General features: G+C 63.4%; 8 protein-coding genes. 5 read left to right on the top strand and 3 right to left on the bottom strand.

Annotation, left to right across the window (positions count from 1 at the left end; genetic code table 11):
* Positions 1-85: 85 nt before the first annotated feature.
* Both F7R11_RS07075 and polA read right to left on the bottom strand, forming a co-directional pair.
* The gene (locus F7R11_RS07075) at positions 86-1411 is read right to left on the bottom strand and encodes an NAD(P)/FAD-dependent oxidoreductase (protein WP_064802237.1); all 1326 of its coding nucleotides are present in this window, start codon (positions 1409-1411) and stop codon (positions 86-88) included.
* 195 nt (positions 1412-1606) lie between these two features.
* Positions 1607-4423: a DNA polymerase I gene (polA, locus tag F7R11_RS07070; RefSeq protein ID WP_064806209.1), complete on the bottom strand. Its 2817-nt coding sequence runs from the start codon at positions 4421-4423 to the stop codon at positions 1607-1609.
* A 4-nt stretch (positions 4424-4427) separates the two neighbouring features.
* Here polA and F7R11_RS07065 point away from each other — a divergent pair, with 4 nt between their 5' ends.
* From F7R11_RS07065 to F7R11_RS07050, 4 genes are all read left to right on the top strand, one after another.
* The gene (locus F7R11_RS07065; protein ID WP_021195138.1) at positions 4428-5336 is read left to right on the top strand and encodes an LOG family protein; all 909 of its coding nucleotides are present in this window, start codon (positions 4428-4430) and stop codon (positions 5334-5336) included.
* 95 nt (positions 5337-5431) lie between these two features.
* On the top strand, positions 5432-5866 hold the full coding sequence (locus F7R11_RS07060) for a hypothetical protein (protein WP_031329430.1): 435 nt from the start codon (positions 5432-5434) through the stop codon (positions 5864-5866).
* Positions 5867-5940: 74 nt separating this feature from the next.
* Positions 5941-6945 carry a homoserine kinase gene (locus F7R11_RS07055; protein WP_064802235.1) on the top strand — a complete coding sequence of 335 codons (1005 nt, stop codon included), beginning with the start codon at positions 5941-5943 and terminating at the stop codon, positions 6943-6945.
* A complete protein-coding gene (locus F7R11_RS07050; protein ID WP_064802233.1) occupies positions 6936-7736 on the top strand; it encodes a BPSS1780 family membrane protein in 801 nt (266 codons plus the stop codon). Before F7R11_RS07055 ends, F7R11_RS07050 begins: the two co-directional genes overlap by 10 nt.
* 24 nt (positions 7737-7760) lie before the next feature.
* On the opposite strand, the gene F7R11_RS07045 is transcribed toward F7R11_RS07050, so the two are convergent.
* Complete coding sequence (locus tag F7R11_RS07045) at positions 7761-10127, bottom strand: UvrD-helicase domain-containing protein (RefSeq protein ID WP_064802231.1); 2367 nt, start codon at positions 10125-10127, stop codon at positions 7761-7763.
* A gap of 154 nt (positions 10128-10281) precedes the next feature.
* On the opposite strand from F7R11_RS07045, the gene F7R11_RS07040 reads away from it, so the two are divergent.
* The gene (locus F7R11_RS07040) at positions 10282-13158 is read left to right on the top strand and encodes a valine--tRNA ligase (protein WP_064802229.1); all 2877 of its coding nucleotides are present in this window, start codon (positions 10282-10284) and stop codon (positions 13156-13158) included.
* The last annotated feature ends 1 nt before the right edge of the window (position 13159 follow it).

Raw genomic sequence — 13159 nt, 5'->3', positions numbered from 1 at the left:
CGCACTCTCCTAGCGCCCGAAGGCGGTGACGGTGAACGAAGCGGCTAGTCTACCGAAGCAAACCCATCGGCGCCGAGCGCAGTGATCAGTGCAGCTTGACGCGCGGATTGGTCTTGCTGCGCAGCCAGTGGGTGACCGTATCGAGCACCATGCGCACCCAGCCGTGCAGCGCCAGCACGTGCATGCGGTACAGCGACGTGTACATCAGCCGCGCCATCAGGCCTTCGATGAACATCGAGCCGCCGATCAGCCCGCCCATCAGGCTGCCGACCGCACTGAAGTGGCCGAGCGACACCAGCGAGCCAAGGTCCTTGAACGCAAACGGCCCGACCGGCTTGCCGTCCTGGCGGCCGCGCAGCGCGTTGAACAGGTACGTTGCCTGCTGGTGCGCAGCCTGCGCACGCGGCGGCACGCTCGTCGACGCCTCGGGCCACGGGCAGCTTGCGCAATCACCAAAGGCGTAGATCGAATCTTCGCCTTCCACTTGCAGCGTGCGCGACACGACCACCTGCCCCAGCTTGTTAACCGGCAATCCAAGGTCACCCAGCACCGACGGCGCGCGGATGCCCGCCGCCCACACGGTCAGATCGGCCGGAATAGACTTGCCGCTCGCGGTGTTGACCGCATTGGCCGTCACCTCGGTCACGCGCTCGCTGGTGATGACGTCGACGTCGAGCTTGCGCAGCAGTCCGGTGGTCGCGGCGGAAATGCGCTCCTTGAGCACCGGCAGAATACGCGGCCCGCCCTCGATCAGGTGGATGCGGATGTCGTGGCGCGGGTCCATCTTGTGCAAGCCGTAGGCGGCCAGCACGTGCGCCGTGTTGCGCAGCTCAGCCGACAGCTCAACGCCCGTTGCCCCCGCACCGACGATGGCGATATCCACCTGCGGCCGGGCATCGCCCACGCGGTTCTGTGCGCGCATGCACGCGGAAATGAGCTTGCGGCGAAAGCGTTCAGCCTGCCATGCGGTATCAAGCGCGATGGCGTACTCGGCCGTGCCCGGCACACCAAAGAAGTGCGTCACGCTGCCGATGGACAGCACGAGTACGTCGTAGGCAATGGCGCGCTCTGGCAGCACCTCAGTGCCGTCGGCATCGACAAAGCCGGAAACGGTGATGGTCTTGGCCGTGCGGTCGAGCCCCTTCAGTTCGCCCTGCTGAAACTCGAAGCCGTGCCAGCGTGCCTGCGCGGCGTATTCGAGCTGGTGGGTGTTCGGGTCCATGCTGCCAGCAGCGACTTCATGCAGCAGCGGCTTCCAGATATGGGTCGGGTTGCGATCCACCAGCACGACTTGCGCACCACCGCGCTTGCCAAGCTTGTCGCCCAGGCGCGTTGCCAGTTCCAATCCGCCAGCACCGCCACCGACCACTACGATGCGCGGTCCGCCTGCGCCATCCGTCTGCCCTGCCATATCGTTCTCCTGAAGCCTTTGAATCTTTGCGATCACATCATCGTTCAGATGCAGTCTGCTGCATTGCAAAACCCGCCGCAACCCCGGGCAGGCAGATATGACAGATCATTAAATGCGCATGCTACGGCCATCCGCAGCCTGCCTTGGCAAGGAAAGCCGCGCCACGCCAGATGGCGCGCTCAGGCGGTCAGGGCATCAGTGCGCTTCTTCCCAGTTGGCGCCCATCCCCACCTCGGCCACCAGCGGCACGCGCAGCGACGCAACGCCGCACATCAGTTCAGGCAGGCGCTCGCGCACCACGGCCAGTTCGGCCTGCGGCACCTCAAGCACCAGTTCATCGTGCACTTGCATGACCAGGCGCGAGCGCATGGCCTCGGCTTCCAGCCAGCCTTGCACGGCCAGCATGGACAGCTTGATGAGGTCTGCCGCCGTCCCCTGCATGGGCGCGTTGATGGCGGCGCGTTCCGCAGCTTGGCGGCGCGGGCCATTGCCACCATTGATGTCCGGCAACCACAGGCGGCGGCCGAAGACGGTTTCCACGTAGCCGCGTTCGCGCGCGGTTTGGCGCGTCTCGTCCATGTAGCGCGCCGCGCCGGGGTAGCGGGCGAAGTAGCGGTCGATGTAGAGCTTGGCGGCATCACGGCCGATGCCCAGGTTGCTGGCCAGCCCGAACGCGCTCATGCCGTAGATGAGGCCAAAGTTGATGACCTTGGCCACGCGACGCTGGTCAGCGGTCACCTCCAACGGCGTCACGCTGAACACCTCGGCAGCCGTGGCGCGGTGCACGTCCTGCCCTTCCTGGAACGCGCGCACCAAACCCTCGTCCTGCGACAGATGCGCCATGATGCGCAACTCGATCTGCGAGTAGTCGGCCGAGACGATCACGCTGCCTTCCGGCGCGATGAACGCTTCGCGAATGCGGCGCCCCTCCTCCGTGCGCACCGGAATGTTCTGCAGGTTCGGATCGGTTGAAGCCAGACGCCCCGTGACCGCCGTGGCTTGGCCGTACGTGGTGTGAACCCGGCCGGTGTTCGGGTTCACCATCTTCGGCAGCTTGTCGGTGTAGGTGGATTTGAGCTTGGCCAGGCCCCGGTAATCGAGCAGCAGCTTCGGCAGCGGGTAGTCCTCGGCCAGCTTCTGCAGCACCTCTTCATCGGTCGAGGGCGCGCCGCTGGCGGTCTTCTTGATGATCGGCAACTTCATCTGGTTGAAGAAAATCTCGCCGATCTGCTTGGGAGAGCTCAGGTTGAACGGTTGGCCCGCCAGCGCGTGCGCCTCCGTCTCAAGCTCCAGCAAACGCTGGCCGATTTCGGTGCTCTGCCTGGCGAGGCGCTCGCCGTCGATCAGCACGCCGTTGCGCTCCATCTTTTGCAGCACGATGGAGGTCGGCATTTCGATCTGCTCGTAGATGTAGTCCAGCTTGTCGTCGGCCGCCACCTTCGGGAACAACGCGCGGTGCAGGCGCAGCGTAATGTCGGCGTCCTCGGCGGCGTATTCGGTCGCGCGGTCGAGCGGCACTTCGTCAAAGCCGATCTGCGAGGCTCCCTTGCCACACACCTCTTCGTAGGTGATGGTCTTCAGTTGCAGCACGCGATCTGCCAGCGCATCCATGCCGTGATTGCGGTGGGACTCAAGCACGTACGACTGCAGCATCGTGTCGTGCTGGATGCCTCGCAGCGCAATGCCGTGGTTGGCAAACACGTGTGCGTCGTACTTCAGATGCTGGCCGACTTTCTTGGACGCGTCGTCCTCCAGCCAAATCTTCATGCGCGCGAGCACGAACTCGCGCGAAAGCTGGGCGGCGGCATCCAGCCCCGCCACATCCGGACCACGATGCGCAACCGGGATGTAGCACGCCTGGCCCGGCGTGACCGACAACGAGATCCCCACCAGTTGCGCCAGCATCGGATCGAGCGACGTTGTTTCGGTGTCGATGCAAACCAGGTCCGCCTCATCCAGCAGCTGCATCCACGATTCGAGTTGCGCCTCAGTAGTGACGGTCTCGTACTTCACGTCTTGGGGCGCCGCCTCGACGTCGAACAAGCTGGCCTGGGCTTGTTGCTGCGCAATCGCCTCGCCAGCGTAGTTCTTGGTGGGCGTGGCTGCTTTGCGGGCAGCACCGACGCTGCGCGTATCAGGCAGTGCCTCGCCGGAAGCCTCGCGCAGCCAAGTCTTGAAGCCGTAGCGCGAGAAGAAGTCCACCAGCGCACTCTTGTCTTCACCGCCGTCAAGCAGCGCGTCGAAGTTCGGCACCTCTTTGGACAGATCGCAATCGAGTTTCACCGTCAGCAGTTCGCGGCCCTTGGGCAACCATTCGAGCGTGTTGCGCAGGTTCTCGCCCACCACGCCCTTGATCTCGCCCGCGCGGGCCATGACGTTGTCGAGCGTGCCGAATTCAGTCAGCCACTTCACCGCCGTTTTGGGGCCCACCTTCGGCACGCCCGGCACGTTGTCGACCGTGTCGCCAATCAGCGAGAGATAGTCGACGATACGCTCAGGCGGCACGCCAAATTTCGCTTGCACGCCCGGCGGATCGAGCGTCTCGTTGGTCATCGTGTTGACCAGCGTGACGTGATCGTTCACCAGTTGCGCAAGATCCTTGTCGCCGGTGGAGACGATGGTTCGAACGCCTTCCCGTGTCGCCCGTTCGGCCAGGGTGCCGATCACGTCGTCAGCCTCTACGCCCTCAACCACCAGGATGGGCCAGCCCAGCGCGCGCACGGCTTCGTGGATGGGTTCGATCTGCGCACGCAGGTCGTCCGGCATGGGCGCGCGATGCTCTTTATAGGCGGGATACAGGTCGTCGCGAAAGGTCTTGCCTTTAGCGTCGAAAATGCAGGCGCTATACTTGGCAGGGTAGTCGCTGCGCAGTTTGCGCAGCATGTTCACGATGCCGTAGATGGCTCCCGTAGGAAACCCTTCTCCGTTGCGCAAGTCGGGCAGTGCGTGATAAGCACGGTACAGATAACTCGAGCCATCGACGAGCAACAGCGTTTCTTGACTTTCCGACATTCCCATGGACTCTAATGTGACTGGAACGCCCGAAGGCGCTTCCAACAATGGCGACGCCGCTCATGGCGACGTGAAGCAGGCTGCTGGTGCATCCGCAGCGGACATGGACGTCAACGTGACGGTGGGTGCGGACCGCACGGTGGAGATTGCCTCCACCAAATCCGACGCTGCACAAGGCCGCACCGACCGCAAGATGATCCCCAGCCTGCGGGCTCTCGCCGACGAGGAACGCGCTACCGCAAAGAAAGCGCGCGCCTCCTGGCAGATGTTCACGATTATGGCAGAGTTCATCGAGGCGACGGAGTACCTCTCGGAGATCCGTCCGGCCGTCTCAATCTACGGCAGCGCGCGTCTGCGCGAGGATTCGCCGTACTACAAACGCACCATCGAAATCGCCCGACTGTTCTCGGATGCGGGCTTCGCCGTCATCTCCGGCGGCGGCCCCGGCATCATGGAAGCGGCCAACAAGGGCGCGCACGCGGGCAAGTCGGCCAGCGTGGGCCTGAACATCGAATTGCCGCACGAGCAGCAAGGCAATCCGTATCAGGATATCTCGATGCGGTTTCGCCATTTCTTCACGCGCAAGGTCACCTTCGTGAAGAACTCGGATGCGTTCATCGTCATGCCGGGCGGTTTCGGCACGCTCGATGAACTGGCCGAGGTGCTGACGCTCGTGCAGACCGGCAAATCGCGCAGCGTACCGGTGGTCTTGTTCGGCAGCCACTTCTGGAAGGGGCTGCTGGATTGGTTCCAATTCACCCTGCAGCCGATGGGCCTGATTGGGGAACATGACATGGACCTCATGCGCATCGTCGACGAACCGAAAGACGCGCTCGACGCCGTCTACGAGTTCTACGAAAAGCGCGAAGGCACCTCGCCGATTCCGCCCAAGGAAGAGATGTTCTACCTGTGACCTCAGGTGTGACATTCAGCGCCATCCGGATGGACGCTGGTGAGATGGCCGGACTGCTAGAATGTAAGGTCTCCGATCACTCGCTGGAGTCCATCATGGATTCGCTGTTTCACCCGCCTGCCGCCCGCCGTTTTGCCGCCGCTGCGCGCCTGATGCGCCGCTCGGTGCAACATGTAGGGCTGGCAGTAGGTGCCGCCCTCTGTCTGGCCCTGCCCGTGCACGCTGAAGTGACGCAGGACAGCGCCGGCCTTGACTTGCCGGACGTCAAGGCGATCAACAACCAGCCGCTGTCCAAGCCGACCCACGGTGCGATTCACAACGAAACCGTCAAGCCGAGTTTCGAGTACCGCGACAATGATGGTACGCAGGTCGAGGAATACCGCTTCCAGAAAGGCCAGGCACCGGACATCCATGTCAAATCCGGCATGGGCACGTCCTACAACCTGAGCAAGCCCGAAGACAGCTCGCCGCGCATCCGTGAGCGCGGCGACATTGACCGTGTGCCCTCGGTCAACGTCCTGAAGTTCTGACTCCCAGCGCGCACCGGCGCGGCGCTACCCATTTGCCGTGCCGCCTCCTTTCACCCGTTTCCCATTTCTGAAGCATGGCTGTTTTCACCCCGGTCTCCGACGCCGAGATCGCTCTCTGGCTGGATCAATACGATGTGGGCGCCGTGCGCGCATTTCGCGGCATCCCCTCCGGGATTGAAAACTCCAATTTCTTTCTGACCACCGAGAAAGACGGGCAAACGCACGAATTCGTGGTCACGCTGTTCGAGCGCCTCACGTTCGAGCAACTGCCGTTCTACCTGTATCTGATGCAGCATCTCGCGCAGCACAGCATCAGCGTGCCGGCACCGATTCCGGGACGTGACGGCGAGATCCTGCGCACGCTCAACGGCAAGCCGGCCACCATCGTGACGCGCCTGAGCGGTCGCTCAAACCTGGCCCCAACCGTGTCTGAATGCGCCATCGTGGGCGACATGCTCGCGCGCATGCACCTGGCCGGGCGTGACTACCCGCGCCACCAGCCCAACCTGCGCAGCCTGCCTTGGTGGAACGAAGTGGTGCCCGACGTGGTGCCTTTCGTGCACGGCGGCACGCGTGCATTGCTGGAGACCGAACTTGCCCACCAGCAACGCTTCTTCGCCAGCGCCGACTACGCCGCGCTGCCCGAAGGCCCCTGCCATTGCGACCTGTTCCGCGACAACGTGCTGTTCGAACCGGCAGCGGATGGACACCCGGAGCGCCTGGGCGGTTTCTTCGATTTCTACTTCGCCGGCGTCGACAAGTGGCTGTTCGACGTGGCGGTGACCGTCAACGACTGGTGCATCGATCTCGCCACCGGTGTGCTGGATACCGAGCGGGCGCGTGCCATGCTGCATGCCTATCACGCTGTGCGCCCTTTCACCGATGCCGAAACGCGGCACTGGCAAGACATGCTGCGCGCCGCCGCCTATCGTTTCTGGGTATCACGCTTGTGGGATTTCTACCTGCCGCGTGATGCCGAACTGCTCAAGCCGCACGACCCGACCCACTTCGAACGCGTGCTGAACGAGCGTGTGCACGCGGCTGGGCTGACTCTGGACATTCCCGAACAATGCAACTGATCGAAGTCTCCGGCAAGCAAGGCTACGTCTGGCTGCGCCAGGGTGCGTGGCTGTTCCGCAAGAACCCGATCGGGTTTTTGCTGCTGCTGTTCATCTATCTGTTTGCCGTCAACCTGCTAATGCTGGTGGCGGCACCCATTGGCGTGTTCGCCATCCTGCTGGTCAATCCGGCCATCTTCGTGGGCTTCATGTCCGCTTGCCGCGATACGGTGGCGGGCAAGCGCGTCGGCCCAGCATCGCTCGTCGCTGGCTTCCGGTCGTACGGCAAGGATGCGATGCGCGGTCTGCTGAAGCTCGGCGGCATCTATGGTGCGCTGGTGCTGGTCGTCAGCGGCATCCTGATGACGATGGTGGATACCGACACGCTCATGGCGGTGTTCAGCGACAAACCGCCCACCACCGAAGCCATCCGCGAACTCTACCTGACGATGGTGATGGGCGCGGTGCTGTATATCCCGGTGGCGGTGCTGTTCTGGTTTGCACCGCTGCTGGTGGCCTGGCACGGCGTTCCGGTCGGCAAGGCGCTGTTCTTCAGTTGGATGGCCGTGTGGCGCAATCGCGCGGCGTTCATCCTGTATGGCGCACTGGTCGGGATCCTGCTGATCGCGATCCCGCTGTTTATCGATGCGGCGTTTGCCTCAAGCGACGCCAACAACATCGCCCCAATCATCGCCACGCCGTACCGGATCCTGGTGATGGCGGTGCTGTACTGCTCGTTCTACGCCACTTACCGCGGCTGCTTCAACGTAACGCAAGCCGCCGGCCAGACTACTACCGACACGACGGCCTGACCTTCACGCCGACCCGATCGACGCTCAGTTGATCGGGTCCAGCTTGGCGATGCCAAGCGCCAGCGTCTTCACCCCGTGGCGGTTGAACTTGATCTGGGCGCGCGCCTCGGCGCCCTCGCCTTCCAGCGTCGTGATGACGCCTTCCCCGAACTTGTTGTGGAACACCGATTGGCCAACGCGGAAGCCGGTTGCTTCCGCACGCTTGGCATCGGCGTAGTTCTTGCCGGTGTCCATGCCGCCGGTCGGGCGCGTGCCGGTGTAGGCGTCTTCGTCGCCGCGCTCGGGGCGCTTGAACCAATCCTTGCCCCAAGCGCCACTCTCGCCTTGCGCACGGCGTGTCGATTGATAGCCCGAGTGCTGCGGCGTGAGCCATTTCAGCGTGTCTTCAGGCAGCTCATCAAAGAAGCGTGAACGGATGTGGTAACGGATCTGGCCGTGCAGCACACGGCTTTGCGCGAACGACAGGTACAGCCGCTCACGTGCCCGTGTAATGGCCACGTACATCAGGCGGCGCTCTTCCTCCAGGCCGTCCTTCTCCATCTGGCTGTTTTCGTGCGGGAATAAACCCTCTTCCAGCCCGGTGATGAAGACGACATGGAACTCCAGCCCCTTGGCGGCGTGCACGGTCATCATCTGCACGGCGTCCTGGCCAGCCTGGGCCTGGTTGTCACCCGCCTCCAGCGAGGCGTGCGTGAGGAAGGCAACCAGCGGCGTCATCTCAGCCGGCGTTTCGTCGGTGACGAGTTCGGAGACGGTATCCGTCTCGCCGCCTTCGATGCGGATCATTGCGTCATGGCGCACCGGTAATGCGGTGGCGATGGCATCCACGCCGTAGCCCTCTTCGGCCACGAACGCCTGGGCGGCGGTCACCAGTTCCTGCAAGTTCTCGATGCGGTCCTGGCCTTCCTTCTCGCCCTGGTAATGCGTGATCAGGCCGCTGGCGTGAATGACGTGCTGAACAATCTCGGGCAACGTCATCTGGCGTGTATCGGCGCGCATCTGCTCGATCAGGCGCACGAACGCCGAGAGCTTGGTACCCGCCGCACCCGTCAGATACGGCACCGAGGCCGCCAACGAAATGCCATACAGCTTGGCCGCATCCTGCAGCAACTCCAGCGAGCGCGCCCCGACGCCACGCGCCGGGAAGTTCACCACGCGCCCAAATGCAGCGTCGTTGTCCGGGTTCTCCAGCAACTGGATATACGCCAACGCGTGCTTGATTTCCGCTCGCTCGAAGAAGCGCAGGCCACCGTACACCTTGTAAGCAATGCCCGCCGAGAACAACGCGTGCTCAATCACCCGTGACTGCGCGTTGCTGCGATACAGGATGGCGATTTCCGAACGCGACATGCCGGTAGCGATGCGGTCGCGGATCTCATCGACAATCCAGCCGGCCTCCTGGCCATCGGTGGCCGCCTGATAGACGCGCACCAGTTCGCCATGGCCGGCGTCGGTACGCAGGTTCTTGCCCAGGCGGCGCGTGTTGTGCGAGATCAGATGGTTGGCGGTATCGAGGATGTTGCCGTGCGAGCGGTAGTTCTGCTCCAGCTTGATACGATGCTCGACGCGGAATTCGCGCTCGAAGTCGACCATATTGCCGACGTTGGCACCGCGAAACGCGTAGATGCTCTGGTCATCGTCGCCCACGGCAAAGATGGCATTGGGTGTGACACCGGGCTCGCCCAGGCCGGCGAGAATCTTCAGCCAAGCGTACTGCAGCTTGTTCGTATCCTGGAACTCATCGACCAGAATGTGCTTGAAGCGGCGCTGGTAGTGCGCGCGGATCGCATCGTTGTAGCGCAGCAGTTCATAGCAGCGCAGCAGCAATTCAGCAAAGTCGACCACGCCTTCGCGCTGGCACTGCGCATCATAGGCAGCGTACAGGTCGGCCATGCGGCGGTCGTATTCGTTGGCGATTTCCAGATCACCCGCGCGCAGGCCCTGCTCCTTGGCGCCATTGATGAAGTACTGGACGTTCTTGGGCGGAAATTTCTCGTCGTCGATGTTGAGCGACTTGAGCAAGCGCTTGACGGCGGAAAGCTGGTCTTGCGTATCCAGAATCTGGAACGTCTGCGGCAGGCCGGCATCACGATAGTGCGCACGCAGCAAGCGGTTGCACAGGCCATGGAACGTGCCGATCCACATGGCGCGCGTGTTGATCGGCAGCATGGCCTGCAGGCGGGCCGTCATTTCCTTGGCCGCCTTGTTCGTAAACGTGACGGCCAGCACACCCGACGGCGACACCCGCGCGCTCTGGATCAGCCAGGCGATGCGGGTGGTCAGCACGCGCGTCTTGCCGCTGCCCGCCCCCGCCAGGATCAGCGCCGATTCATCGGGAAGCGTGATGGCGGCGCGTTGTTCGGGGTTCAGATTGGCGAGCAGGTCAGACATGCGGGGGAAGCCTTAGCAGAATCCAGAAATTATACCGGCCCCCTTAGCCGCCTCGCCCTTGGCGGACACGCACAAGTCGTATAATTCCAAGCTTTCGCCCAGCATTTTTCTTGGGCCAAACGTCTTTTTGCGCGGATTTGCGCCCCCTGTCAGCATGACCGATCAAAACCAGTCCCTCGCCAAGAGTTTCGAACCCGCCACCATTGAGCAGAAATGGAGCGCAGCGTGGGAAGCAATGGGCGTGTCCCGTGCGACGCTTGAAGCCGGCAAGCCGGACTTCTGTATCCAGCTCCCGCCGCCGAACGTGACGGGCACGCTGCACATGGGCCACGCGTTCAACCAGACCATCATGGATGGCCTGACGCGCCACGCGCGCATGTCGGGCGCCAACACGCTGTGGGTGCCGGGCACCGACCACGCCGGCATCGCCACGCAGATCGTCGTGGAACGCCAGTTGGATGCGCAAGGCGTGTCGCGCCACGACATGGGCCGCGAGAAGTTCGTCGAAAAGGTGTGGGAGTGGAAGGAACAATCGGGCTCGACCATCACGCGCCAGGTCCGCCGCATGGGCGCCTCGATCGACTGGGAGCGCGAATACTTCACGATGGACCCGAAGATGTCGCGCGCCGTCAGCGACGTGTTCGTGCGCCTGTATGAGCAGGGCCTGATCTACCGCGGCAAGCGTCTGGTCAACTGGGACCCGGTGCTCGGCACCGCCGTGTCCGACCTGGAAGTGGTGAGCGAAGAGGAAGAAGGCTCGCTGTGGCACATCCGCTATCCGCTGGCCGAGCCGGACGCCGTGCGCGGCCTGACGCACCTGACGGTCGCCACCACGCGCCCGGAAACCATGCTCGGCGACACGGCCGTGATGGTGCACCCGGAAGATGAGCGCTACGCCCACCTGATCGGCAAGTTCGTTCACCTGCCGCTGACCGATCGCCAGATCCCGGTGATCGCCGACGAGTATGTGGACCGCGAGTTCGGCACCGGCGTGGTCAAGGTGACCCCGGGCCACGATTTCAACGACTACGCGGTGGGCCAGCGCCACAAGCTGCCGCAACTGTCGATCCTGACGCTCGACGCGAAGATCGTCGCCGATGCACCGGCCGCGTATGCCGGCATGGACCGCTTCGACGCGCGCAAGAAGATGGTCGAAGACCTCGAAGCGCAAGGCCTGCTGGCCGAGGTGAAGAAGCACACGCTGATGGTGCCGCGTGGTGACCGCACCGGCGTCGTGATCGAGCCGATGCTGACCGACCAGTGGTTCGTCGCCATGAGCAAACCGGCGCCGGAAGGCACGCGCTTCCCGGGCCGCTCCATCGCAGAAGTGGCGCTGGACGCGGTGGAGAGCGGCAAGATCAAGCTGGTGCCCGAGCAGTGGGTCAACACGTACAACCAGTGGCTGAACAACATCCAGGACTGGTGTATCTCGCGCCAACTGTGGTGGGGCCACCAGATTCCGGCGTGGTACGACGAAGCCGGCAATGTCTACGTTGGCCGCACCGAAGAGGAAGCCAAGGCGCAAGCTGCGGCCAAGGGCTATACCGGCGCATTGACGCGTGACGACGACGTGCTCGACACGTGGTTCTCGTCCGCGCTGGTGCCGTTCTCGTCGCTGGGCTGGCCGGCAGACACGCCCGAGTTGAAGCACTTCCTGCCCTCCACCGTACTGGTCACGGGCTACGACATCATCTTCTTCTGGGTGGCGCGCATGGTCATGATGACCCTGCACTTCACCGGCGAAGTGCCCTTCCACACCGTCTACGTGCACGGCCTGGTGCGCGATTCGGAAGGCAAGAAGATGAGCAAGTCCGAGGGCAACACGCTGGACCCGGTCGACCTGATCGACGGTATCGCGCTGGAGCCGCTGCTGGCCAAGCGCACCACCGGCCTGCGCCGCCCGAAGGATGCGCCCAAAGTCGAAAAGCGCACGCGCAAGGAATTCCCAGAAGGCATCCCGGCGTTCGGCGCCGATGCGCTGCGCTTCACTTTCGCCTCGCTCGCCACGCTGGGCCGCAGCATCAACTTTGACCCGGGCCGCTGCGAGGGCTACCGCAACTTCTGCAACAAGCTCTGGAACGCCACGCGCTTCGTGCTGATGAACACCGAAGGCCAGGACTGCGGCATGCAGGAATGCGTCGGTGATTGCGGCCCCGAAGGCTACTTGGACTTCTCGCAGGCCGACCGCTGGATCGTCTCGCTGCTGCAGCGCGTAGAAACCGAAGTGGAGAAAGGCTTTGCCGACTATCGCTTCGACAACATCGCCAACGCCATCTACAAGTTCGTCTGGGACGAGTACTGCGACTGGTACTTGGAACTCGCCAAGGTGCAGATCCAGACCGGCACGCCGGCACAGCAGCGCGCCACGCGCCGCACGCTGCTGCGTGTGCTGGAAACCGTCCTGCGCCTGGCCCACCCGATCATCCCGTTCATCACCGAAGAACTCTGGCAAAAGGTCGCCCCGATGGCTGGCCGCGCCAAGGGTGACGGCACTGAAAGCCTCGCGCTGCAGGAATACCCGCGTGCGGCGCTCACCAAGATCGACGAGCAGGCCGAACAATGGGTCCAGCAGCTCAAGGCCCTGGTGGATTCCTGCCGCAACCTGCGCGGCGAGATGAACATCTCTCCCGCGCAACGCGTACCGCTGTACGCCAACGGCGAAGCAGAATTCCTGCAAGCCGCTGCACCGTATGTGCAAGCGCTGGGCAAGCTGTCGGAAGTGAAGGTCTACACGGATGCTGCCGCCATGGAACACGATGGCGCCGGCGCTCCGGTCGCCATCGTCGGCGAGAACAAGCTGCTGCTGAAGATCGAGATTGACGTGGCTGCTGAACACGCACGCCTGGGCAAGGAAGTCGACCGTCTGCGCGGCGAGATCGCCAAGGCCGAAGGCAAGCTCGGCAACGAATCCTTCGTTGCCCGCGCCCCGGCCGCTGTGGTGGAACAAGAACAGAAGCGCCTGGCAGATTTCAAAGCCACGCTCACCAAGCTGGAAGCTCAGATCGCCCGCCTGCCGGTGCAGACCGCCTGAG

Origin of the sequence: Ralstonia insidiosa (genome assembly GCF_008801405.1) — a bacterium.
Classification (GTDB): domain Bacteria; phylum Pseudomonadota; class Gammaproteobacteria; order Burkholderiales; family Burkholderiaceae; genus Ralstonia; species Ralstonia insidiosa.
Note: the sequence above shows the minus strand (reverse complement) of the source record. Positions and strands in the feature narration are given on the sequence as shown.

Bases quoted from the DNA above. Each gene is read 5' to 3' on its own strand.
- F7R11_RS07075 (WP_064802237.1), bottom strand. From the start codon at position 1,411: ATGGCAGGGCAGACGGATGGCGCAGGCGGACCGCGCATCGTAGTGGTC.
- polA (WP_064806209.1), bottom strand. From the start codon at position 4,423: ATGTCGGAAAGTCAAGAAACGCTGTTGCTCGTCGATGGCTCGAGTTAT.
- F7R11_RS07065 (WP_021195138.1), top strand. From the start codon at position 4,428: ATGGACTCTAATGTGACTGGAACGCCCGAAGGCGCTTCCAACAATGGC.
- F7R11_RS07060 (WP_031329430.1), top strand. From the start codon at position 5,432: ATGGATTCGCTGTTTCACCCGCCTGCCGCCCGCCGTTTTGCCGCCGCT.
- F7R11_RS07055 (WP_064802235.1), top strand. From the start codon at position 5,941: ATGGCTGTTTTCACCCCGGTCTCCGACGCCGAGATCGCTCTCTGGCTG.
- F7R11_RS07050 (WP_064802233.1), top strand. From the start codon at position 6,936: ATGCAACTGATCGAAGTCTCCGGCAAGCAAGGCTACGTCTGGCTGCGC.
- F7R11_RS07045 (WP_064802231.1), bottom strand. From the start codon at position 10,127: ATGTCTGACCTGCTCGCCAATCTGAACCCCGAACAACGCGCCGCCATC.
- F7R11_RS07040 (WP_064802229.1), top strand. From the start codon at position 10,282: ATGACCGATCAAAACCAGTCCCTCGCCAAGAGTTTCGAACCCGCCACC.